Annotated in this window: 20 protein-coding genes; 9 read left to right on the forward strand and 11 right to left on the reverse strand. The window is 63.0% G+C overall.

Translation table 11 applies throughout. The annotated features are described in order from the left end of the window. The first annotated feature begins 89 nt into the window (after positions 1–89). From HS968_RS07135 to HS968_RS07155, 5 genes are all read left to right on the forward strand, one after another. Positions 90–1,448 carry an MFS transporter gene (locus tag HS968_RS07135; RefSeq protein ID WP_182370739.1) on the forward strand — a complete coding sequence of 453 codons (1,359 nt, stop codon included), beginning with the start codon at positions 90–92 and terminating at the stop codon, positions 1,446–1,448. Between the two features lie 22 nt (positions 1,449–1,470). Then, positions 1,471–3,027, forward strand: a complete 1,557-nt coding sequence (gene garD, locus HS968_RS07140) for a galactarate dehydratase (RefSeq protein ID WP_182370740.1) — start codon at positions 1,471–1,473, stop codon at positions 3,025–3,027. A gap of 12 nt (positions 3,028–3,039) precedes the next feature. Beyond that, positions 3,040–3,981 (forward strand): 2-hydroxyacid dehydrogenase, encoded by a 942-nt coding sequence (locus HS968_RS07145; RefSeq protein WP_182370741.1) that lies wholly within the window; start codon positions 3,040–3,042, stop codon positions 3,979–3,981. Positions 3,982–4,230: 249 nt separating this feature from the next. Next, complete coding sequence (locus HS968_RS07150) at positions 4,231–5,160, forward strand: ABC transporter ATP-binding protein (RefSeq protein ID WP_182370742.1); 930 nt, start codon at positions 4,231–4,233, stop codon at positions 5,158–5,160. Beyond that, a complete protein-coding gene (locus HS968_RS07155; RefSeq protein WP_182370743.1) occupies positions 5,157–5,918 on the forward strand; it encodes an ABC transporter permease in 762 nt (253 codons plus the stop codon). The genes HS968_RS07150 and HS968_RS07155 overlap by 4 nt, the downstream gene beginning before the upstream one ends. 268 nt (positions 5,919–6,186) lie before the next feature. On the opposite strand, the gene HS968_RS07160 is transcribed toward HS968_RS07155, so the two are convergent. The 3 genes from HS968_RS07160 to HS968_RS07170 all read right to left on the reverse strand — a co-directional run bounded on the left by HS968_RS07160 (position 6,187) and on the right by HS968_RS07170 (position 9,827). Next, on the reverse strand, positions 6,187–6,579 hold the full coding sequence (locus HS968_RS07160) for a protease inhibitor I42 family protein (protein WP_179624190.1): 393 nt from the start codon (positions 6,577–6,579) through the stop codon (positions 6,187–6,189). A gap of 88 nt (positions 6,580–6,667) precedes the next feature. After that, positions 6,668–9,061 (reverse strand): endopeptidase La, encoded by a 2,394-nt coding sequence (gene lon / locus HS968_RS07165; RefSeq protein ID WP_119693506.1) that lies wholly within the window; start codon positions 9,059–9,061, stop codon positions 6,668–6,670. Between the two features lie 61 nt (positions 9,062–9,122). Then, positions 9,123–9,827, reverse strand: a complete 705-nt coding sequence (locus HS968_RS07170; RefSeq protein ID WP_179624192.1) for a hypothetical protein — start codon at positions 9,825–9,827, stop codon at positions 9,123–9,125. A 243-nt stretch (positions 9,828–10,070) separates the two neighbouring features. Between HS968_RS07170 and HS968_RS07175 the strand changes: the two genes are divergently transcribed. After that, positions 10,071–10,820: a helix-turn-helix transcriptional regulator gene (locus HS968_RS07175; RefSeq protein ID WP_106739295.1), complete on the forward strand. Its 750-nt coding sequence runs from the start codon at positions 10,071–10,073 to the stop codon at positions 10,818–10,820. A gap of 255 nt (positions 10,821–11,075) precedes the next feature. Here the strand turns inward: HS968_RS07175 and lpcA are convergent, their stop codons facing one another. The 3 genes from lpcA to HS968_RS07190 all read right to left on the reverse strand — a co-directional run bounded on the left by lpcA (position 11,076) and on the right by HS968_RS07190 (position 14,078). Further along, positions 11,076–11,663, reverse strand: coding sequence for a D-sedoheptulose 7-phosphate isomerase (lpcA, locus tag HS968_RS07180; protein ID WP_119693508.1), 588 nt, complete (start codon positions 11,661–11,663; stop codon positions 11,076–11,078). 16 nt (positions 11,664–11,679) lie between these two features. Then, positions 11,680–12,969 carry a M18 family aminopeptidase gene (locus HS968_RS07185; RefSeq protein ID WP_119693509.1) on the reverse strand — a complete coding sequence of 430 codons (1,290 nt, stop codon included), beginning with the start codon at positions 12,967–12,969 and terminating at the stop codon, positions 11,680–11,682. Between the two features lie 68 nt (positions 12,970–13,037). Next, complete coding sequence (locus HS968_RS07190) at positions 13,038–14,078, reverse strand: AraC family transcriptional regulator (protein ID WP_182370744.1); 1,041 nt, start codon at positions 14,076–14,078, stop codon at positions 13,038–13,040. A 188-nt stretch (positions 14,079–14,266) separates the two neighbouring features. Here HS968_RS07190 and HS968_RS07195 point away from each other — a divergent pair, with 188 nt between their 5' ends. After that, a complete protein-coding gene (locus HS968_RS07195) occupies positions 14,267–15,304 on the forward strand; it encodes a pyridoxamine 5'-phosphate oxidase family protein (RefSeq protein ID WP_182370745.1) in 1,038 nt (345 codons plus the stop codon). 96 nt (positions 15,305–15,400) lie between these two features. On the opposite strand, the gene HS968_RS07200 is transcribed toward HS968_RS07195, so the two are convergent. The 4 genes from HS968_RS07200 to minC form a co-directional block, all read right to left on the reverse strand. Beyond that, complete coding sequence (locus HS968_RS07200) at positions 15,401–16,036, reverse strand: RluA family pseudouridine synthase (protein WP_119693512.1); 636 nt, start codon at positions 16,034–16,036, stop codon at positions 15,401–15,403. A 212-nt stretch (positions 16,037–16,248) separates the two neighbouring features. Beyond that, positions 16,249–16,503 (reverse strand): cell division topological specificity factor MinE, encoded by a 255-nt coding sequence (minE, locus tag HS968_RS07205; RefSeq protein WP_004423407.1) that lies wholly within the window; start codon positions 16,501–16,503, stop codon positions 16,249–16,251. Beyond that, positions 16,500–17,315 (reverse strand): septum site-determining protein MinD, encoded by an 816-nt coding sequence (gene minD / locus HS968_RS07210; RefSeq protein ID WP_119693513.1) that lies wholly within the window; start codon positions 17,313–17,315, stop codon positions 16,500–16,502. Before minD ends, minE begins: the two co-directional genes overlap by 4 nt. A gap of 244 nt (positions 17,316–17,559) precedes the next feature. Further along, positions 17,560–18,288, reverse strand: coding sequence for a septum site-determining protein MinC (gene minC / locus HS968_RS07215; RefSeq protein ID WP_119693514.1), 729 nt, complete (start codon positions 18,286–18,288; stop codon positions 17,560–17,562). Positions 18,289–18,515: 227 nt separating this feature from the next. On the opposite strand from minC, the gene HS968_RS07220 reads away from it, so the two are divergent. Then, entirely contained in the window at positions 18,516–19,448 is a 933-nt protein-coding gene (locus HS968_RS07220; protein WP_182370746.1) for a lipid A biosynthesis lauroyl acyltransferase, read from the forward strand. Between the two features lie 118 nt (positions 19,449–19,566). After that, positions 19,567–20,748 carry a patatin-like phospholipase family protein gene (locus tag HS968_RS07225; protein ID WP_119693516.1) on the forward strand — a complete coding sequence of 394 codons (1,182 nt, stop codon included), beginning with the start codon at positions 19,567–19,569 and terminating at the stop codon, positions 20,746–20,748. Between the two features lie 74 nt (positions 20,749–20,822). Here the strand turns inward: HS968_RS07225 and HS968_RS07230 are convergent, their stop codons facing one another. Beyond that, positions 20,823–21,677, reverse strand: coding sequence for a pirin family protein (locus HS968_RS07230; RefSeq protein WP_182370747.1), 855 nt, complete (start codon positions 21,675–21,677; stop codon positions 20,823–20,825).

The raw sequence follows: 21,677 nt of genomic DNA on the forward strand, positions 1-21,677 counted from the left end.
CGGGACACCGCCGGCTGGCCCTGCGGAGCTTTGCAGCAGTTTTTCAGTGCTTGGCGCAGATATAGTCTTTCCACACGCGAGTCTTCTCGATGCAAGCAGCCAAACCGGGCCGAGCGCGTTACTCCATCCTGCTGGTGCTGTTCCTGGCCACGACGATCACCTTTGCTGACCGTTCCAGCATGTCGATCGCCGGTTCGGCGCTGCAGGAAGGGCTGGGCATCGATGCGCTGACGCTCGGCTACATTTTCTCGGCGTTCGGCTGGGCCTACGTGCTCGGGCAGATTCCGGGTGGCTGGCTGTTCGATCGCTTCGGTACCAAGCCGGTCTATATCCTGGCCTTGTTCGCCTGGTCGCTGCTGACCCTGTTGCAGGGTTTCGTCGATCTGTTGCCGGTGGCCTGGGCGATAACGACCATGTTCCTATTGCGCCTGGCGGTGGGCTTTGCCGCGGCGCCCTGTTTCCCTGGCAATGCACGGATCATCGCGTCGTGGTTTCCCACGGCGGAGCGTGCGACTGCCACGGCCATTTCCAGCTCGGCGCAATACGCTGCCACGGCGTTGTTCGCGCCGCTGATGGGCTGGGTGGTCTACGCGTTCGGCTGGCAGCAGGTGTTCATCGTGCTGGGTTGCATGGGGCTCGCGCTGTCGCTGGTATGGCTCCGGGAGATGCACAGCCCACGCGAGCATCCGCGCCTGGGCGAGGCGGAACGAACGTTCATCGAGAGTGGCGGCGGCCTGATCGATCTGGAAACCCAGGCGACAAGCAAGGCCGGCCCGCAGTGGCGTCATCTGCGTCTGCTGCTTGGCCAGCGCACCTTGCTGGGCATCTATTTTGGTCAGTACTGCAACAACGCTATTACCTATTTCTTCCTGACCTGGTTTCCCGTTTATCTGGTGCAGGCGCGCGGCATGAGCATCATCGGTGCCGGGTTTGCCGCATCGGTGCCAGCGATTGCCGGTTGTGTCGGCGGTCTGCTGGGCGGCCTGTTGTCCGACGGTCTGCTGCGTCGTGGTTATTCGCTGACCCTGGCCCGCAAGCTGCCGGTCGTGGTCGGCCTGCTGCTGTCGGGCAGCCTGGTGCTGTGCATCTACGCCGAGAGCGATGCTGCGGTGGTGGCGTTGATGGCGCTGGCATTCTTCGGCAAGGGGCTGGGCTCGATGGGCTGGACGCTGGTGGCCGATACCTCGCCGCGGCAGATCCTCGGCCTGTCCGCCGGGCTGTTCAATACCTTCGGCAACCTGGCGGCGATCAGCACGCCTATCGTCATCGGTTATCTGGTCAGCCGCACCGGTTCGTTCGACTGGGCGCTGGCCTATGTCGCCGCCAATGCACTGCTGGCGGTCGTGAGTTTCCTGTTCATCGTTGGCCGTATTCACAGGATCGAGCTGGACGAGCAGTCGGGGGCCGAACCTGGCGCCCCCCGCTCGGCCTCTGGCTCGGTATCCTGATCGCACAAGAGGAGAAGCATTCATGCAGTTGATTCCCCATCAGGATTCGCCCCGTTATATCCGCCTGCACCCGACCGATAATGTCGGCGTGGTGGTCAACGACCAGGGCGTGGCCGCCGGCGGCCAGTTCGCCGATGGCCTCAAGGCCGTCGAAGGTATTCCGCAGAGCCACAAGGTGGCGTTGCAGGACATCGCCGAAGGTGGCGAGGTCGTGCGCTACGGTGAAGTCATCGGCTATGCACTGAAGCCCATCGCCGCCGGTAGCTGGGTGACCGAGCAGGTGCTGCGCATGCCCGAGCCACCGGTCTTGGACAACCTGCCCAAGGCGACCCTGCAAACCGCGCCTGGCGAGCCGCTGGAAGGCTACACCTTCGAGGGCTTCCGCAATCCGGACGGCAGCGTCGGTACGCGCAACATCCTCGGTGTGACCACCACCGTGCAATGCGTGGTCGGCGTGCTCGATCACGTGGTCGAGCGCGTGCGCAAGGAAGTTCTGCCCAAGTATCCCAACGTCGACGATGTGGTGGCGTTGTCGCACAGCTACGGCTGCGGCGTGGCGATCAGCGCGCCGGATGCCGTGGTGCCGATCCGCACGTTGTACAACATCAGCCGCAACCCCAACTTCGGTGGCCAGGCGCTGGTGATCAGCCTCGGCTGTGAGAAGCTGCAGGCCAGCCAGTTGATGGATGGCGACCAGCTCACCAACGGCATGGATGAGGAAGATTGGCTGTTCCGCCTGCAGGATTCCGGCACTGGTTTCACCGGCATGGTCGAGCAGATCATGGACATGATCGAGGATCGCCTGAAGGTGCTCGACCAGCGTCGCCGCGAGACGGTACCGGCCTCCGAACTGGTGGTCGGTATGCAGTGCGGCGGCAGTGACGCCTTTTCCGGCATCACCGCCAACCCGGCGCTCGGCGTCGCTGCCGACCTGCTGGTGCGTGCTGGCGCTACGGTGATGTTTTCCGAGAATACCGAGGTGCGTGACGGTATCCACCTGCTCACGCCGCGCGCCGCCAGCGTCGCGGTGGCCGATGCGTTGATTCGCGAGATGGACTGGTATGACCGCTACCTGCAGCGCGGCATGGCCGACCGCAGCGCCAACACCACGCCGGGCAACAAGAAGGGCGGGCTGAACAACATTGTCGAGAAGGCCATGGGCTCGATCGCCAAATCCGGCAACAGCACCATTGCCGGTGTCGTCGCGCCGGGTGAGCGTATTCGCGGTAAGGGCCTGTGGTTCTGCGCCACCCCGGCCAGTGATTTCATCTGCGGCACTTTGCAGTTGGCAGCGGGCATGAACCTGCATATCTTCACCACCGGTCGCGGCACCCCCTATGGCCTGTCCATGGTGCCGGTGATCAAGGTGGCCACGCGTACGCAATTGGCCGAGCGCTGGCCGGATCTGATCGACGTCGATGCCGGGCAGATCGTCTCCGGGCGCATGACCCTGGAGCAAATGGGCTGGGCGATTTTCCAGCTGTACCTGGATGTTGCCAGCGGCCGTAAGCAGACCTGCGCTGAACGCCTGCGCCTGCATAACGATCTGGTGCTGTTCAATCCGGCGCCAGTGACCTGATCAGGAGTCTTCATGAACAAACCCCGCGTGCTGCAAATCGGCCCGCTGAGCGAGCGCTTCAACCAAGAGCTGGCGCAACGCTATGAGGTGAGTGCCCTGTGGCAACAGGCCGATCCGCTGGCGTTTCTGCGTGAGCAGGGCGAGCAGTTCATCTACATGGTGTCCTCGGCGCGCTTCGGTTGTACGGCTGATCAACTGCGGCTGCTGCCCAATCTGCGGGTGATCTGCAGTTTCGGTGTCGGCTACGACCCATACCCGCTGGAATTGCTGCGTGAGCGCGGCATCGCCATCAGCACCACGCCAGATGTGCTCAACGACTGCGTGGCGGATCTGGCCATGGGCCTGATGATCGACAGCGCGCGGCTTTTGTCGGCGTCGGATCGCTTCGTGCGCAGTGGCGCCTGGAACAGCACCACGGGTTTCCCCCTGGCGCGGCGGGTCAGTGGCAAGCGCCTGGGCATCGTCGGTCTGGGGCGTATCGGCGAAGCGGTGGCGCAGCGCGCGGCAGGTTTCTCCATGCCGGTGCGTTACCACAATCGCCGTCCGGTCGTGGGCAGCCGCTATCAGCACGAGCCGGATCTGCTGGAACTGGCGCGCTGGGCGGATTTTCTGGTGTTGACCTGCCCAGGTGGCCAGGCCACCTATCACCTGATCGACGCCGAGGTACTCGCAGCGCTGGGGGCTGATGGTTTTCTGATCAACGTGGCGCGCGGCTCGGTGGTCGATGAGTCGGCGCTGATCGCGGCATTGCAAGATCGTGTGATTGCCGGCGCAGGCCTGGACGTTTATGAACGCGAACCCCAGGTGCCAGCGGCATTGCGCGAACTGGACAACGTGGTGCTGCTGCCACACGTCGGCAGTGCCAGCGTCGAGACCCGCCAGCAGATGGCCGATCTGGTGCTGGACAATCTGCAGAGCTTCATCGCCACCGGCAAGTTGCTGACCCCATTGTAGGGCGGGGGCAACCCGCCAACTGAGGCGGCGGGTTTCACCCGCCCTACGGTTCTGTTCACCACCGAATATGCTGGGTAGCACGTGCTGCCTGGCCTATCGTTGCACTGCCACAAGCGGTGCAATCGTTCCTTACCTCACCTGCTGCATCCCCGGCGCACCACAAGTGCGCCGTTTTTCATGGTGCGCGGTGATGGCGCTGCCCGAGCCCTGTAGACTGTGGTGTTTTCCGCAGGCAAGGGACAACCCACCGTGCAGTCGGTCATTTCCATCGCGCAACTGAACAAGACCTACGCGTCCGGGCATCCGGCGTTGCAGGGCATCAACCTGGATATTCGCCAGGGCGAGATCTTCGCCTTGCTCGGCCCCAATGGCGCCGGCAAGACCACCCTGATCAGCATCATCTGCGGCATCGTCAATCCGGGCGAGGGCAAGGTGCTGGTCGGCGGCAAGGACATCGTCCGCGACTACCGCGCGGCTCGCTCGCAGATCGGCCTGGTGCCGCAGGAGCTGGTCAGCGACGTGTTCGAAACGGTATGGGCGACGGTCAAGTTCAGCCGCGGCCTGTTCGGCAAGAAGCCCGACCCGGCCTACCTGGAGCAACTGCTCAAGGATCTGTCGCTGTGGGACAAGCGGGGCGCCAAGATCATGGAACTGTCCGGCGGCATGAAGCGCCGGGTGATGATCGCCAAGGCGCTCTCCCACGAGCCGCAGATTCTCTTTCTCGATGAGCCCACCGCCGGTGTCGATGTCGAGCTGCGCCGCGACATGTGGAATATGGTCAGGCGCCTGCGCGAGCGCGGCGTGACCATCATCCTCACCACCCACTACATCGAAGAGGCCGAGGAAATGGCCGACCGCATCGGGGTCATCAGCAAGGGGCGCATCATCCTAGTGGAGGACAAGCAGGTGCTGATGCACAAGTTGGGCAAGAAGCAACTGACCCTGCAGTTGCAGCAGCCGTTGTCCTGCGTGCCGGCCGAGCTGGCGCGCTATGGCCTGGAGCTGGCCGATCAAGGCCATGCGCTGGTGTTCACCTTCGATGCCCAGCACGAGAACACTGGCATTGCCGAGTTGCTGCGCGACCTGGCCCAGCACGGCATCGACTTCAAGGATCTGCAGTCGAGCCAGAGTTCGTTGGAGGAGATTTTCGTGTCCCTGCTCAAGGAGTCGCGCGCATGAACCTGTACGCCATCAAGGCCATCTACCTGTTCGAGCTGGCACGCACCTGGCGCACCCTGCTGCAGAGCATCGCCACGCCGGTGATCAGCACCTCGCTGTATTTCGTGGTGTTCGGCTCGGCCATCGGTTCGAGCATGACCCAGGTGCACGGTGTGAGCTACGGCGCCTTCATCATTCCCGGCCTGATCATGTTGGCGCTGCTGACGGAGAGCATCTCCAACGCCTCGTTCGGCATCTACATGCCCAAGTATTCGGGGAGTATCTACGAGTTGCTGTCGGCGCCGGTGTCCTACCTGGAAATCCTTATCGGCTATGTCGGTGCGGCGGCGACCAAGTCGGTGATCCTCGGCATCATCATCCTGATCACGGCGCGGCTGTTCGTCGATTTCGAGATTCAACATCCCGTGTGGATGGCGGCGTTCCTGGTGCTGACGGCGCTGACCTTCAGCCTGTTCGGTTTCATCATCGGCGTATGGGCAGATGGCTGGGAGAAACTGCAGATCGTCCCGGCGCTGATCGTCACGCCGCTGACCTTCCTCGGTGGCGCCTTCTACTCGATCAGCATGCTGCCGCCAGCCTGGCAGACGGTGACCCTGTTCAACCCGGTGGTGTACCTGATCAGCGCGTTCCGCTGGAGCTTCTACGGCGTGTCCGACGTCAATGTCGGGGTCAGCCTGGCCATGGTGCTGGGCTTCCTGGCTCTGTGCATCGCGCTGGTGGGCTGGATCTTCAAGACCGGTTACCGGCTCAAGAGCTGAGCCTGGCATTCGCGGCTGAAGCCACTCCTACAATCAAGGCGTACGCAATCTATGTAGGAGCGGCTTCAGCCGTGAAACGCGGAAAAAGAAGGGGGCACATCATGCGCCCCTTGTTCGTTTTCAGCCTGGAGGGCGGGTGAAACCCGCCATGAATAGGTGGTGGGTTGCACCCGCCCTACGGATTCGTGGGAGGCGCTTTAGCGGCGATTGGCTTCGAATCGTCGCGGCTAAAGCTCCTCCCACAGAAGCTCTACCGTGTTCGGCTTGCTCACTTCACCCGCAATTCACACTCGAAGGTTTCCGCCGGCGGTACGTTCGGCTCCCAGGGTTGCTGGTAGGTCAGTAGCAGTCGACCTTCGCCCGGCTCGCGAGCGGTAAAGCGCCAGGTGGAGATACCGCCAGCGCCCACCAGCCCAGCCTCTTCCGGGTTGCTGTACACCTCCGGGCCAAGGCTCTGCAACACGTTCGGCGCCGCATCACGCACTTCCCAGCGAAAGCCGGTGGTCGGGTTGCTCGGCAGGCTGAGAATCAATTGCTGGCCCTTGTTCAGCGTCAGTGGGCACTGCCGATCCTTCTTCAGCTCCAGCGTGCCGGATTGATGGGCACAGGCGGTGAGCAGGGCCAGGGCGGGCAGGGTAAGCAGGCGCAAGGTGGCGTGCATGACGAACTCCAGTCGACGAAACCTGGGCCCAGCATAGCCGCACCGGGGTGCGGCATGCGAGCCGTAGGGTGCGCCGCGCGCACCTGGGTCAGTCGAACAGCACCTTGGCCACATCGCTGTAGCGTTTGGCGAAGTGCACGGTGATGCCTTCCTTGAGATAGTCCGGCAGTTCCTCGTAGCTGCCGCGATTGGCCTCCGGGAGGATCAGCTCATGGATCTTCTGCCGCCGCGCCGCGATCACCTTTTCGCGCACGCCGCCGATGGGCAGCACCTGGCCGGTGAGGGTCAACTCGCCAGTCATGGCCACGCCTTTTTTCGGCGCCTGATTGCGCGCCAGGGAGAGCAGGGCGCTGGCCATGGTGATGCCGGCGCTGGGGCCGTCCTTGGGCGTGGCGCCTTCCGGTACGTGCAGGTGGACGAAGGCCTGGTCGAAGAAGGTCGGGTCGCCGCCGAACTGCTTGAGGTGCGAGCTGACGTAGCTGTAGGCGATCTCCGCCGACTCCTTCATCACCTCGCCGAGCTGGCCGGTGAGCTTGAAGCCGCGGTTGAGCGTATGGATGCGCGTCGCCTCGATGGGCAGGGTGGCGCCGCCCATGCTGGTCCAGGCCAGGCCGGTGATCACGCCAGTGCCGGCCAGCACGCGCTCGTTGCGGAACACCGGCATGCCGAGGGCTTCTTCCAGATCCTTGGCGCCTATACGGATTTTCGCGTCAGGATCTTCCAGCAATTTGACCACCGACTTGCGCACCAGCTTGCCCAGCTGTTTCTCCAACTGGCGCACACCGGCTTCGCGGGCATAGCCTTCGATCACCGCACGTAGCGCTGCATCGCTGATACCAAGGCGCGCTTTCGGCACGCCGGCTTTTTCCAACTGTTTGGGCCACAGGTGGCGCTTGGCGATGGCCAGCTTCTCCTCGGTGATATAGCCGGACAGGCGGATCACTTCCATACGGTCGAGCAGCGGTCCGGGAATCGAATCGAGGGTGTTGGCGGTGCAGACAAACAGCACCTTGGACAGATCCAGGCGCAGATCCAGGTAGTGGTCGAGAAATTCGACGTTCTGCTCCGGATCGAGGGTCTCCAGCAGCGCCGAGGCCGGGTCGCCCTGGTAGCTGGTGCCCATCTTGTCGATCTCGTCGAGCATGATCACTGGGTTCATCACCTCGGCTTCCTTCAGCGCCTGTACCAGCTTGCCGGGCATGGCGCCGATGTAGGTGCGACGATGGCCCTTGATCTCTGCTTCGTCACGCATGCCGCCGACCGAGAAACGGTAGAACGGCCTGCCGAGCGATTCGGCGATGGACTTGCCGATGCTGGTCTTGCCCACGCCGGGCGGGCCGACCAGCAAAACGATGGAGCCGGCTATCTCGCCCTTGAAGGCGCCGACGGCCAGGAACTCGGTGATGCGCTCCTTGATGTCGTCCATGCCGGCGTGGTGCTTGTCCAGCACCTTGCGTGCGCGACCCAGGTCGAGCTTGTCCTCGCCATGAATGCCCCAGGGCAGGGCAGTGGCCCAGTCCAGGTAGTTACGGGTGACGGCGTACTCCGGCGAGCCGGCCTCGAGGATCGACAGCTTGTTCAGTTCCTCGTCGATGCGTTTTTTGGCGGGCGCGGGCAGGGTCTTGCCTTCGAGGCGGGCGAGGAATTCCTCGCGATCTGCGCTCTTGTCGTCCTTGCTGATGCCCAGCTCCTGCTGGATCAGCTTGAGCTGCTCCTTGAGGAAGAACTCGCGCTGGCGCTCGCCGATCTGCTTGTTCACCTCGGCGGACAGTTCTTTCTGCAGGCGACCGACCTCGACCTCCTTGCGCAGCAGCGGCAGCACCTTTTCCATGCGCTTGAGCATGGGCACGGTGTCCAGTACGTCCTGCAGCTCGCGGCCCGAGGCAGTAGTCAGCGCAGCAGCGAAGTCGGTGAGTGGCGACGGTTCGTTGGGGCTGAAGCGGTTGAGGTAGTTCTTCAGCTCCTCGCTGTACAGCGGGTTGAGTGGCAGCAACTCCTTGATCGCGTTGATCAGCGCCATGCCGTAGGCCTTGACCTCGTCGCGCGGGTCGGCGGGCGCCTGTGGGTATTCGACTTCGGCCAGGTATGGGCCGCGGCGGCTTAGCCAGCCGCGAATGCGTACACGAGTAAGGCCTTGAGCGACGAACTGCAGCTTGCCGCCTTCCTCGCTGACATGGTGTACGCGCACCAGGGTGCCGTGTTCGGGCAGGCTGTCGAGGTCGAACTCACCATTCTCGTCAGGCGGGTTGTCGACGTAGAACACCGCCAGGCACTTGTGCTCGGTGTTGTCCACGCGCTTGAGCGTGCGCCCCCAGGGATGCTCGTTGACGATCACCGGCAGTACCTGGGCTGGGAAGAACGGGCGGTTGTGAATGGGGATGATGTAGAGCTTGTCCGGCAGCCTTTGCGCGGGCAGCACCAGGCCGGTGGTGGATTGCGCGTTTTCTTCGACAGCTTCGGAGTGGATGTCCTGATCGTTCATGGAGCACCTTTGCTTGCACGTTGGTTGCTACATGGGGCGACGTAGGGGTTATTTCAACGTTTCAATCAAGGCTCAGACGAATGCCTTGCAGGCGCTGCTCGATCAGCGGGGTGAGCAGGGCGAAGCAGTCAGTGGGTGCCAGGCGAATCTGCGCCGGCTCGATCAGGTCGCTCTGCAGGCGTTCGATCAGGGCGAGCAGTGGCAGATCCTGCTCCTGATCGAGCAGGCGGTTGCAGAGAAAGCGCAATTGCATCTGCAGCCCTGGCGGGCAGCGTTCGTAATTGGCGGCGCGCACTGCCAGGCCGCGCAGCCGGGCGAGGTCTTCGAGCGAACGGCAGGCCTCGCCGAGGCCGCGAATCCTGTGGTGATCCTGGCGATAGAGGCGATCTTCCAGGTGTTCGATCACTTCCAGCAGTGCCTCGATCAAGCGACAGTGCGCATCGAAGTCGGCGGGTTTGCGGCGTAACTGCGGCCAGTGCTGTTGCAGCGGCGGCAACTGCAAGCTGGCGCCGGGCCAGTTCAGCCAGAGTTCATCCAGTTGCTGTGCCAGCGCGTTGCGCTGCATGACGCTGGCCGCATCCTGTTGCGCGCCCAGGCCGCGATGTTGCTGCAAGGCCTGGAGCAGGTCGAGGCAGCGCTGCACCAATTCGGTATCTGCCCGCTTGCTGGCTTTGCGCTGGCGATTCTCCGTGCGGTGAGTGAACCAGTAGCCGAGCGACAGCAGTACGACCAGCAGGGCCAGGAGTATCAGGGCGGTATCGCTCATCGGGGCTCGCTTGTTGTTCTGGGTCGAGAGGAGCGAAGCAACTCTCCTGCCAGCTACGGGGCTGCGTAATATGGCTCAGCAGGGTTTTCGGGGTGCACGTTAATAGAGCCTGAATGCTTTCATAGGTGCGATTCGGTGCATTGGTTGCTATAGGTGCAACCATTTGGCTGATAGGTGGTTGCGGCGTTTTTCTGTGGAAAGGAGTAAAGTGCAACCCTTGTTTCGTGCCGCCAGTCTTTAGCGATGCTGCAAGCCCGTGTGATCCGCCTGGATGAACAGGCCCATGAACATGCCCATGATCATCACCAGTTGGTGATGTCTCTGGTCGGCCGCGCCGAATTCGAAGTCGGTGGGCGTGGCGGCGAAGTCTGTCGCATGCGCGCCTGCCTGGTGCCGGGCGATGCGGCTCACCAGTTCGCCGGCATGGGCGACAACCGCATGCTGATCCTCGATCTGGACGAGCAGGACACTCCCAGCGAAGACCTGGAGCTGCTCCACCGCCTCTTCGAAACCCCCCGTTATCCTGCCCTCGATGTCGATTTCCAGCACCTGCTGACCTATGCCGGCGCAGAGCTGGAGCGCTATGGCAGCGATTCCATCCTTGCCCGTTCTCTAGGCGGCGTATTGCTGCGTGCTCTGCATCTACGCCTGTTTGGCGAACAGCGCCGGCCGCCGCAGGGAGCGATGGATATGCAGCGTCTGGATGACTATATCGGTGAGCATCTGGCGCGGCGTATCAGCGTCGCCGAGCTGGCCCATGAAATGTGCCTGAGCCCCAGCCACTTCCATGCTCAGTTTAAGGACTGTGTCGGCCTCACGCCGCACCAGTACCTGCTCAAGACCCGCCTCGACCGCGCCGCGCGCATGCTGCGTGAAAGCAACCTGCCGCTGGTGCGCATTGCCGAGGAATGTGGTTTCTCCAGCCAGAGTGCCCTGACCACGGCCATGCGCCGTTATATGGGCCTGACCCCGAAGCGTCTGCGTAGCGCCTGAATATTCGGTGTTCCACCATTGTGTAGCCCGGATGCAATCCGGGGACACAAGGCTCCCGGATTGCATCCGGGCTACGGGGTCAGGCCCAATTCTGCGGGCTCTGTACGTAGGGTGGGTCAGCCGCCTGTCACCCTGTTGATCACGCCACCACGCCTGCAGTCTAGTAGGGTGGGCTTCAGCCCACCAGTCAGCCCACATGCCAGGCAGTCAACGATGGGCAGAAGCGGATCGCCGCCCGGCCCATCCTACCCATTCTCAGGCGTAATTCTGCGGGCTCAGCTTGCGCTCGATCAGTTCGATCAGGATATGCAGCGTCTTGATGTGCAGTTCCTGCACGCGGTCGGCGAAGTCGCCGCCTGGTGCGCAGATGCACACGTCGGCCAGGCTCTCCAGCAGCGAGCCGGGCTTGCCGGTCAGAGCGATCACCTTCACGCCCAGCGTCTTGGCCGCTTCGGCGGCCTTGACCACGTTGGGGCTCTTGCCGCTGGTGCTGATGGCGATCAGCACATCGCCCTCACGGCCGTGCGACTCGATGTAGCGCGAGAAGATGAAGTCGTAGCCGAAATCGTTGGCCACGCAGCTGATGTGGCTGGGGTCGCTGATCGACACGGCAGCGATGCCGGGGCGGTTCCTGCGGTAGCGCCCAGTCAGCTCCTCGGCGAAATGCATGGCGTCGCACATCGAACCGCCGTTGCCGCAGGAAAAAGCCTTGCCCTTGTTCTCGAAGCTCTCGACCAGCAGTTCGGCGGCCTTCTGGATGTTGCCCAGAGTCTGTTCGTTGGCGAGGAAGGCCTCCAGCGCACGCTGGGCTTCCTGCAGGCTGTTGCGGATGTGTTCGATCATGGCAGGTCTTAGAACCTCAAGGGAGTTCAGGACTGGAGTAGAAGGCAGTCAGCACCTTCACCAGGTGATCCAGGTCATGGCTGCCGGCCAGCTCGCGCACAGAGTGCATGGCGAAGGTAGGCAGGCCGATGTCGACCGTGCGCACGCCGAGCTGGCTGGCAGTGATCGGGCCGATGGTAGAGCCGCAGCCCATGTCGCTGCGCACCACGAAGCTTTGCACCGGCACTTCGTTTTCCAGGCACAGATGGCGGAAGAAGCCCGCTGTCTCGCTGTTGGTGGCATAGCGCTGGTTGCTGTTGATCTTGATCACCGGGCCGGCATTGAGCTTGGGCCCGTGGTTGCCGTCGTGCTTGTCGGCGTAGTTCGGGTGCACGCCATGGGCGTTGTCGGCCGATACCAGCAGCGAGCGCTGGATGGCACGAACGAAGGCATCGCCTTCTGGCAGCACGCGGCGCAGCACCTGTTCGAGGAAGGGGCCGTCGGCGCCACAGGCCGAGCAGGAACCCACTTCTTCGTGGTCGGTGCAGACCAGCACGCAGGTTTCCTCGTCATTGGCGTCGATCAGCGCCTGCAGGCCGGCGTAGCACGACAGCAGGTTGTCCAGGCGCGCGCTGGCGATGAAATCCTGGTTGAGGCCGACGATGGCGGCACTCTGGGTATCGTAGAAACTCAGCTCGTAGTCCAGCACCGCATCGGGGTTGAAGTCGTGCTCCATCGCCAGTTGCTCGGCGAGCAGGGCGCGGAAGTCAGCGGTTTCGCTGCTGGCGAGCTGGGCGAGGATCGGCGGCAGCTCGTTCTGCGGGTTGATCGCCCAACCCTGGTTGGCCTCGCGGTTGAGGTGGATGGCCAGGCTGGGGATCACGGCGATGGGCTGGTAGAAGTCGATCAGCTGGCTTTCTACCTTGCCGTCGCGGCGGTAGGTCACACGGCCGGCCAGCGACAGGTCGCGGTCGAACCAGGGCGCGAGCAGGGCACCGCCGTAGACTTCCACGCCGAGCTGGAAGAAGCCCTGACGTTGCAGTTCGGGGTTGGGTTTGACGCGCAGGCACGGGCTGTCGGTATGCGCGCCGACCAGGCGGATGCCGCCGTCGACGGCTGGGCGTTTGCCGAGTTTGAACGCGATGATCGAGGAGTCGTTGCGGGTCACGTAGTAACGGCCACCGGCCTCGGTATGCCAGGGCGCGCGTTCGTCGAGGTGACGGTAACCGGCAGCTTCCAGGCGCATGGCCAGGCTGGCGGTGGCATGGAAGGGGGTCGGCGAGGCGTTGAGAAAATCGAGCAAGCCTTGAATCAGTTCTTCGCGCATGCAGGGCTCCAGACAGCGATGGCGCAGTTTAACCGTTTTGCCGGCGCTACGCAGTGGCGCTGCCCTTTTTAGGGCTTGCGCGCCCCGCGTTGGTGCCCGCGGTACTCCCCGGGTGACTGGTTGAACCAGCGCTTGAAGGCGCGATGAAAGGTGCTCACGTCCTTGAACCCCAGGTCATCGCTGACCTGGGCCACCGGCAGACCTTGCCGGATCTGCTGGAAGGCGAGTTGCTTGCGTACGTCTCCGACCAGTTGGGTGAAGCTGGTGCCCTCCTGCTTCAGTCGGCGGTAAAGCGTGGGACGGCTGACATGCAGTTTCCTGCACACCTTTTCGATGCTCACGCCCTGCTGCAGGTCGGTCTGGATCAGTTGGCGTACGCGAGCCAGCAGTTCGTGCTTGGCCTGCAGTTGTTCGAAACGCTGCAGCGCGCGTTGCTCGACGATCTGCTTGAGGTAGCTGCTGGCGCCGCGAATGGGCCAGTCCAGCACGCTGCGTGGCAGTTGCAGGCAATTGCGTGGGCTGTCGTAGACGAGGGTGTCGCCGAAGACCTCGACGTAGGCTTGGTGATACTCGGGACGTGAAAAGCTGAATTCAGCGCGTTGCGGCCGGATGGTCTGGCCCGTCATTTCCTCGCACCAGCGCAGCCAGGCGCTCAGGCTGCGCTCGATGGCGGCCTGCGGGTAGGGCTTGTCGGCAGCGAAAGACAGCTGCAACAGCAGGCTGTCATCCGCCTCGCTGAAAATCCAGCTTTCCGAGGGATTCATCAGGGCGATGTGCTTCTGGAACACGTCCAGCGCTTCGGACACCTGAGTGCACTGGAACAGCCAACTGGCTAGTACGCCGCGGGTGGCAGGATTGAAGCGCTGGCCGATCAGCAGGCCGATGTGTGGCAGCGAGCTGTTGGCGGCCGCCAGTTGCCACAGCTTGAGCAGTAGCGACTCGTCCAGGCGTTGCTCCTGGGCAGGCAGCGCATGGCTGCTCTGGTCGATCAACTGGTCGCGATACAGGCCGGCGGCAGTCATCTGTTCGAGAGTTGCGACACCCATTTCCAGCAGCGCGTCATGCAGATCCAGCACTGTCAGCGCCGATACGCTGGTGGTCTTCTGCATCTCGCTGTGCCCTTCGTTGAATGCTCTGGCGGAGCACTCTATCGCGATGCTCCTGCGCAAGGCTACGGCGTGGCGCTTGAGCTCATTTTGCAACCCAAAGCCATGCTGTTTGATCCCTAGCGCCATGGTGAGCGTTCTGCCTGCTGCCTAGCATCGTGAGCACGACAGTGGCCACGCCTGGAGGGCAGATGAACCATCATAGAATCGAGTCGTTGAAGCGCCTACGCACGCTCATTGCCGCGCCACCACCGATGATGAGCAAGCGCCTGCAGACGACCCTCGACGAGTACTGCCTGACGATCATCGAGCATTCCACGGCCTGCGCCGTGGGGTATCTCGACCCGGAGCTGGACATTCAGTACTTCAACCTGAGTGACGGCGGGGTGATGCGTGCCGAGGGCCGTGATATTCACCTGGTATGGCCGGCCGACAGGCATGTGCCTGCGCTGCTGGAGCACGCTACGGCGCAGGCTTGCAGCCTGCTTTTCATCATGCCAGGCATCGGTTTCGCGTTGCGTGCCAACGGGCATTGCTCGCTACGCCAGGACGGTGCGGGTACACGCCTGGAGTTTCGTGCCGATGCGCTTTTTCTGCACTGCTCGCGGGCAAAGGTTCGGGCCGGTTTCTGGGAGCCGCGCCCGCCGCATGCAGTGCCCGATGCCGGAGAGGAAGGAATCGGCCTGCTCAGCGATGCGGCTCAGGCCTTCATCGCGGCTTCGCCCTATCTGCTGATGCTGACTCACAACGGTGCCGGTGCTACGGAGATATCCCCGCGAGGCGACCCTGATGGTTTCGTCTGTGTCTGGGATGAGCAAACCCTGCTGATTCCGGAGCGCCCGGGCAACAAGGTGGCGTGCAGCCTGAGCAATATCCTCAGCACCGAGGCCGTGACGCTGTCGTTTCTGATTCCCGGTAGCGGTATTGCCCTGTCGGTGGTCGGTCGTGCCCAACTGACTGCCGACCCTGCGCTACTCCAGCCGTTGGCGATCAAGGGCAAACTGCCGGTGGTGGCAACCGTACTGCAGGTCGAGCGCTATCGCTTCGTGAGCTGCTCGGAGTTGGTGGAAGCTGGCCTTTGGCGCAAGGAAACGCACATCAGCGAACGTGACATACCATCGTTTGCCAAAATGCTGTCCGAACATATGAATGGCAAAGGCTTGCTAGGCAAGGCCACCACAGTGGTCGTCGGTGCGGTGGTAAGACACGATCTGAAGAATCTCTATTAGATAGCTGCATGACGCTGAGCAGGACGGCTGCCGTTTGCAGGTCGCCGCCATGAGTGGTTGCTCGTCAGGCCGCAGGCCAATGCATCTGGGCAACACCTAGAACGGCGCCGGGCACTCGAAGCGCATGCGTTCGCCGGTTTGCGGGTGGGTGAGGGCGAGCATGCTGGCATGCAGGCACAGGCGTTCATGGGCGGCCAGAGCCTGTTCATGGGCGTAGAGGCGGTCGCCCAGCAGTGGGTGGCCGATGGATAGCATATGCACGCGCAACTGGTGCGAGCGACCGGTGATCGGCGTGAGCTCGACCCGGCACCAGTCGCCGCAGCGCTCGACGATGCGCCAATGGGTCAGGGCATGTTTGCCCTGTTCATGGTCGACCACATGGCGTGGCTTGGTGGGCGGGTCGTAGCGCAGTGGCAGGTCGATGCTGCCGCTATCGGCTTGCGGCTGGCCCCAGCACAGCGCGGTGTAGGCCTTCTCGGTTTCGCGGTCGTGGAACTGGCGCGACAGCTCGCGGTGACTGTCGGCGTCGCGGGCCAGCACGATGATACCCGAGGTTTCCCAGTCCAGGCGGTGGACGATGCGCGCTTCCGGGTAGCCGTTTTCCTGCAGGCGAGTCACCAGGCAGTCGCGATTGTCTTCGGCGCGGCCCGGTACCGACAGCAGCAGGGTAGGCTTGTTGATGACCAGCAGGGCGGCGTCCTGGTGGAGAATTTCGATCTGGCTAAGCGGCATGGTGTGTTCTGGTTGGACTGGGCGATAAAAACGAATGGCGGCCGCAAGGCCGCCATTCGTGTATATGAGCCAGAAAATCTATCCTGGGCGCTGCGAGCTAGAGCCATGCAAGGCAAAAAAAGGTGAGGAAGCGGAGTGTACTTTTGTACATGAGCATTCCGAACCTGTTTTTAACGCAGCAGGGCCGACGCGCAGCAAGTCCAGATAGATTTTTAACGATCCGGCAGGGTTATGTTCAGCTCCAGGATCGAGCAACTGCCCTGGTTTTCCAGAGCGACCTGAACCTGGTCGGAGTCGATGTTGACGTACTTGCGGATCACTTCCACCAACTCCTGCTGCAAGGCAGGCAGGTAGTCGGGCTGAGTACGCTGGCCACGTTCGTGGGCAACGATGATCTGCAGGCGCTCTTTGGCGATGGATGCGGTGGTTTCCTTCTTGCGCGAACGCAAGAAGTCAAAAATATTCATTCGCGACCTCCGAATAGGCGTTGCAGGAAGCCCTGTTTCTTCACGTCGAGGAAGCGGTGCGGCACTTCCTTGCCCAGCAGGCGATCAACGGCGTCGCTGTAGGCCTGGCCGGCATCGCTCTGGTCATCGAGGATCACCGGGATACCCTGGTTGGAGGCTTTCAGTACGGCCTGCGACTCGGGGATCACACCGAGCAGACGGATGGCGAGGATTTCCTCGACGTCTTCGACGCCGAGCATTTCGCCCTTGGTGACGCGCTCGGGGTTGTAGCGGGTCAGCAGCAGATGTTCCTTGATCGGCTCCTCGCCTTTTTCGGCGCGGCGCGATTTGCTCGCCAGCAGGCCGAGCATGCGGTCGGAGTCACGTACCGAGGACACTTCCGGGTTGGTCACGACGATGGCTTCGTCGGCGAAGTACATCGCCAGGTGTGCGCCTTTCTCGATACCGGCTGGCGAATCGCAGACCACGAATTCGAAGTTCTGCGACAGCTCGGCGATGACCTTTTCCACGCCTTCCAGGGTCAGGGCGTCTTTGTCACGGGTCTGGCTGGCGGCCAGTACGTAGAGGTTCTCGAGACGCTTGTCCTTGATCAGGGCCTGGGTGAGGGTGGCTTCGCCGTTGACGACGTTGACGAAGTCGTACACGACTCGGCGTTCGCAGCCCATGATCAGATCGAGGTTACGCAGGCCGACGTCGAAGTCGACGATGACGGTCTTGTGCCCGCGCAGGGCGAGGCCGGTACCGATGGCAGCGCTGGTGGTGGTTTTACCGACGCCACCCTTGCCGGAAGTGACTACGAGGATCTTGGCCAAGGTGATTCACCCCAAAAAATGAAAATAACGCGGGAATCTGAGGCCAACCAAGGCCTCCAGATGCCCTTTTAACGGAGCCTCTAAAAACTGGCTGCGTTGTCATCGCGGCGTTGAAAGCAGGTTCGAAATGCTCATTTAGCACTCGTAAACTGCGCTTTCTCACCAGCTTTCGCCTTGCGCTGACTGCCTCGCCGACGTTTTTAGAGGCTCCTTTATGTCCGTAAAAAAGTGGCCGCAGTATCCGTTAAAGGCGGGTGATGTTCAACACGTCACCCGACAGACTGACCTGTACCGCATCGCCCCACAGTGGGTCGCGGCGCAGGTCTTCGGCGACCTTGTAATGGCCGGCGATCGACAGCATTTCGGCGCCCATTTGCCGACAGAAAATCCGTGCCTTGGTGTTGCCCTTGATGCCTGCCAGGGCGCGGCCACGCATGGGCGCGTAAACATGGATGTTGCCATCGGCGAGAAGTTCCGCCCCGGCGCTGACCGGGGCCAGCACGATCAGATCGCCACCCTGGGCGTAGATCTGCTGGCCGCCGCGTACCGGTGTGGTGACGATGCGGCTGGGTTTGTGTTCGGGCTCGGCGGGCTTCTCTTCGACTTTCTTGGGCGCTGGGTCGATGGGGCGCTCGCGTGCGCCGGACGGCGGCAGCACCGGCAGATCCATGGCTTCGGCGGCTGCGATGTCACTTTCCCGCGAGGCTCGGATGGCCAGGGTGCGCAGGCCGTGGCGGCGGCAGACGGCCATCAGCTCGGCCAGATCCAGTTCGCCTTCGCCTTCCGGTAGTTTGTCCAGCGCCAGTACCAGCGGCGTGTTGCTGAAGAAGGCCGGGGCCTGGGCGACTTTTTCCGTCAGTTGCGCGTCGAGGCGTTCTAGGTCGTTGTGTGCCAGTTCCATCACGGTGATGGCGAGCATGCTGCCCTTGAGCTGGAATACGGGGTCTTGGGCAAGGAGGTCGGCTTGGCTCATGGTGGTGCGATGGGCCTTCTGGCGAGTCGAAAGATGCCCGGACTTATAACGACATAGCCCGCATGCCGCAAGACACCTGCATCAGCAAGGCCGTCGGAAGGCGGCGCGAGGCTGGGCCTTTGCCTGTCGATTCGCTGTCGTGACCCTTGTGGCTCGCGCCGATGCCACCGAGCGGCTTGGAAAACTGCGCTAGAATGCGCGGCTTTGCCAGTGATCGGAAACACCACATGGAACGCCCCCGCTTTCGCGCCTATTTTCTTCACCCGCGCTTCTGGCCGCTGTGGCTGGGGTTCGGGCTGTTGTGGCTGGTGGTGCAGTTGCCTTATGGCCTGCAACTGAGGCTCGGGCGAGCATTGGGTGGACTGATGTATCGCACGGCGCGCTCACGCCGGCGCATTGCCGCGCGCAACCTGGAGCTGTGTTTCCCCGACAAGAGCGCTGCCGAGCGTGAGCGGTTGCTCAAGGAGAACTTCGCCTCCACCGGTATCGCCTTCTTCGAGATGGCCATGAGCTGGTGGTGGCCCAAGGCACGACTGGCGCGGTTGGCACAGGTCGAAGGCATCGAGCACCTGCAGCAGGCTCAGGCCGAAGGGCAGGGCGTGATCCTCATGGCTGTGCACTTCACCACCCTGGAGATCGGCGCTGCGCTGCTCGGTCAGCTGCATACCATCGACGGCATGTATCGCGAGCACAAGAACCCGCTGTTCGACTTCATCCAGCGCCGTGGCCGTGAACGCCACAACCTCGACGCCAGCGCCATCGAGCGTGAGGATATCCGTGCCATGCTCAAGGTGCTGCGTGCCGGCCGGGCCATCTGGTATGCGCCGGATCAGGACTACGGCCGCAAGCAGAGCATCTTCGTCCCGCTGTTCGGCATTCAGGCGGCCACGGTTACCGCCACCACCAAGTTCGCGCGCCTGGGCAAGGCGCGTGTGGTGCCATTCACGCAACGGCGCCTGGAGGACGGCAGCGGCTATCGCCTGGTCATTCATCCGCCGCTGGAGCATTTCCCGGGTGAAAGCGAGGAAGCCGACTGCTTGCGCATCAACCAGTGGATCGAGCAGGTGGTCAGCGCCTGCCCCGAGCAGTACCTGTGGGCGCATCGCCGCTTCAAGACGCGTCCAGCGGGCGAAGCGAAGCTGTACGGGAAGCGTAAGTAGGTCGATTGCAGACGCTTGGTGCGCAGCGGATGGCATGCGTGCGGGAGTCAATCGCGTCAGATGTGATCGGTATTGGCCGTTGGCCTTTCTATACTGAAACGAAAAACAGGACTGCCCGATGACCGTTATTGCCCGCCCTCATTTGCCCGTCACTGGGTTGATCCTCTCTGGTGGTGGTGCGCGGGCGGCTTATCAGGTGGGCGTTCTGTCGGCGATTGCCGACCTGCTGCCGGACGCCTCGCACAACCCTTTCCCTGTGATCGTCGGCACGTCGGCCGGGGCGATCAATGCCGTCAGTCTGGCCTGTGGCGCGCTGCAGTTCGGCGAGGCCGTACGCCGTCTGACCTCGGTCTGGCAGGGCTTTCACACCCATATGGTGTACCGCAGCGACTGGCCCGGCGTGTTACGTCAGGCCACGCGTTTCGTCGGGCACAGCCTGCTCGGGTTGGGGCGTAATGCCCCGGTGGCCCTGCTCGACAGTTCCCCCTTGCGTGAGTTGCTGGCGCGTGAGCTGGATTTCTCCGGTATCGCCGCAGCGGTGCGCCACCGTCAGTTGCGTGCGGTGGCGGTGACCGCCTTCGGCTACGAGAGCGGCCAGGCGATGACCTTCTACCAGGGGCGCGCCACGATCGACCCCTGGTTCCGCCATCGCCGCGTCGGGGTGCCGACGCGTCTGCAGCTCGAGCATTTGCTGGCCAGCGCGTCGATCCCGCTGATCTTTCCGCCAGTGAAGATAAACCGCGAATATTTCGGTGACGGTGCGGTGCGTCAGGCGGCACCGATCAGCCCGGCGCTGCACCTGGGGGCCAGTCGTGTGCTGGTGATCGGGGTCAGCGGCAACGCGCACAGCGATCCACATCAGCCCGCACCGATCAGCCCGGCCAATCGTCCGCCCAGCCTGGCGCAGATCGGCGGGCACATGCTCAACAGCACCTTCATCGACAACCTGGAAACCGATATCGAGCTGCTCGAGCGGCTCAATCAGATGAGTGCATTGGTGCCGCCGGAATCGCGTCCACGCGGGTTGGGCTTGAACCCGGTGGATGTGCTGGTGATTGCCCCGAGTCAGCCCCTGGATCAGATCGCCGCGCGCCACCAGCGCGAACTGCCCAGGGCCTTGCGCCTGTTCCTGCGCGGGCCCGGTGCGACCAAGACCGGTGGTGCCGGGGTGCTCAGTTACCTGCTGTTCGAGCCTGGTTACTGCAGCGAGCTGATCGAACTCGGCTATCAGGACGCGATGAAGCGCAAGGCCGACCTCTGCCGTTTTCTCGGGCTGGCCGAAGTGGCGCAGCCGGCCTGAGCCGCATTGTTTGATAGTCGGTAGGGTGCGGGTCGCGCTGTGATGCGCATGGCGCACCCTACAATTCGGCTCTGTCAGGCCAGCACGCCATCACGAAAATCGCGCAGGGCCTGTTCGATTTCCTCGCGGCTGTTCATCACGAATGGCCCGTATTGCACGATGGGCTCGTTCAGCGGTGTGCCGGCGATCAGCAGTACCCGCGCGCCATGGGCGCTGGCCAGGTGCAGCTCGCCCTCGTCAGAGAGTCGCACCAGGCGCCCGGCACTGACCGGCTGTGCGCTGGCTTCGGGCAGTTCGAGCAAGCCCTCGTAGACGTACAGCATGACGCGCTGACCATCGGCCAGGCGCGGTGCGATCTGGCTGCCGGCCGGCAAATGCAGGTCGAACAGCTGTGGTTGGGTATGCGGGCGCTGCACGGCGCCTGTCTGGCGGATTTCGCCGTCATCGAATTCGCCAGCGATCACCACGACCTGTACGCCGGATGTGCTGGTGATGCGTGGGATTTCCGCGGCAGGGATGTCGCGATAACCCGCTTCGCCCAGCTTGTCCTTGGCCGGCAGGTTGAGCCACAGCTGGAAGCCACGCATGGCGCCGGACTCCTGCTCGGGCATCTCGCTGTGGATGATGCCGCGCGCAGCGGTCATCCATTGCACGCCGCCGCTGCCGAGCAGGCCGACGTTGCCCAGGTGATCCTCGTGGCGCATGCGCCCTTCGAGCATGTAGGTGATGGTCTCGAAACCACGGTGCGGGTGCGGCGGGAAACCGGCGATGTAGTCGTCTGGGTTGTCGGTGGAAAACTCGTCGAGCATCAGGAACGGGTCGAAGCGCTCCAGGCCAGGCCCGCCGATCACGCGGTTGAGGCGCACACCGGCGCCGTCGGAGGCGGGTTGGCCAGGCTGGATGCTGATGACGCGGCGTTGCGAGGTCAT

Origin of the sequence: Pseudomonas berkeleyensis (genome assembly GCF_014109765.1) — a bacterium.
GTDB classification, from domain to species: domain Bacteria; phylum Pseudomonadota; class Gammaproteobacteria; order Pseudomonadales; family Pseudomonadaceae; genus Aquipseudomonas; species Aquipseudomonas berkeleyensis.

Bases quoted from the DNA above. Each gene is read 5' to 3' on its own strand.
- HS968_RS07220 (WP_182370746.1), top strand. From the start codon at position 18,516: ATGGAACGCCCCCGCTTTCGCGCCTATTTTCTTCACCCGCGCTTCTGG.
- HS968_RS07195 (WP_182370745.1), top strand. From the start codon at position 14,267: ATGAACCATCATAGAATCGAGTCGTTGAAGCGCCTACGCACGCTCATT.
- minE (WP_004423407.1), bottom strand. From the start codon at position 16,503: ATGAATATTTTTGACTTCTTGCGTTCGCGCAAGAAGGAAACCACCGCA.
- HS968_RS07170 (WP_179624192.1), bottom strand. From the start codon at position 9,827: ATGAGCGATACCGCCCTGATACTCCTGGCCCTGCTGGTCGTACTGCTG.
- HS968_RS07230 (WP_182370747.1), bottom strand. From the start codon at position 21,677: ATGACCTCGCAACGCCGCGTCATCAGCATCCAGCCTGGCCAACCCGCC.
- HS968_RS07225 (WP_119693516.1), top strand. From the start codon at position 19,567: ATGACCGTTATTGCCCGCCCTCATTTGCCCGTCACTGGGTTGATCCTC.
- garD (WP_182370740.1), top strand. From the start codon at position 1,471: ATGCAGTTGATTCCCCATCAGGATTCGCCCCGTTATATCCGCCTGCAC.
- HS968_RS07190 (WP_182370744.1), bottom strand. From the start codon at position 14,078: ATGCAGAAGACCACCAGCGTATCGGCGCTGACAGTGCTGGATCTGCAT.
- lpcA (WP_119693508.1), bottom strand. From the start codon at position 11,663: ATGATCGAACACATCCGCAACAGCCTGCAGGAAGCCCAGCGTGCGCTG.
- HS968_RS07160 (WP_179624190.1), bottom strand. From the start codon at position 6,579: ATGCACGCCACCTTGCGCCTGCTTACCCTGCCCGCCCTGGCCCTGCTC.
- HS968_RS07135 (WP_182370739.1), top strand. From the start codon at position 90: ATGCAAGCAGCCAAACCGGGCCGAGCGCGTTACTCCATCCTGCTGGTG.
- HS968_RS07175 (WP_106739295.1), top strand. From the start codon at position 10,071: ATGCTGCAAGCCCGTGTGATCCGCCTGGATGAACAGGCCCATGAACAT.
- HS968_RS07145 (WP_182370741.1), top strand. From the start codon at position 3,040: ATGAACAAACCCCGCGTGCTGCAAATCGGCCCGCTGAGCGAGCGCTTC.
- HS968_RS07185 (WP_119693509.1), bottom strand. From the start codon at position 12,969: ATGCGCGAAGAACTGATTCAAGGCTTGCTCGATTTTCTCAACGCCTCG.
- lon (WP_119693506.1), bottom strand. From the start codon at position 9,061: ATGAACGATCAGGACATCCACTCCGAAGCTGTCGAAGAAAACGCGCAA.
- HS968_RS07155 (WP_182370743.1), top strand. From the start codon at position 5,157: ATGAACCTGTACGCCATCAAGGCCATCTACCTGTTCGAGCTGGCACGC.
- HS968_RS07200 (WP_119693512.1), bottom strand. From the start codon at position 16,036: ATGCCGCTTAGCCAGATCGAAATTCTCCACCAGGACGCCGCCCTGCTG.
- minC (WP_119693514.1), bottom strand. From the start codon at position 18,288: ATGAGCCAAGCCGACCTCCTTGCCCAAGACCCCGTATTCCAGCTCAAG.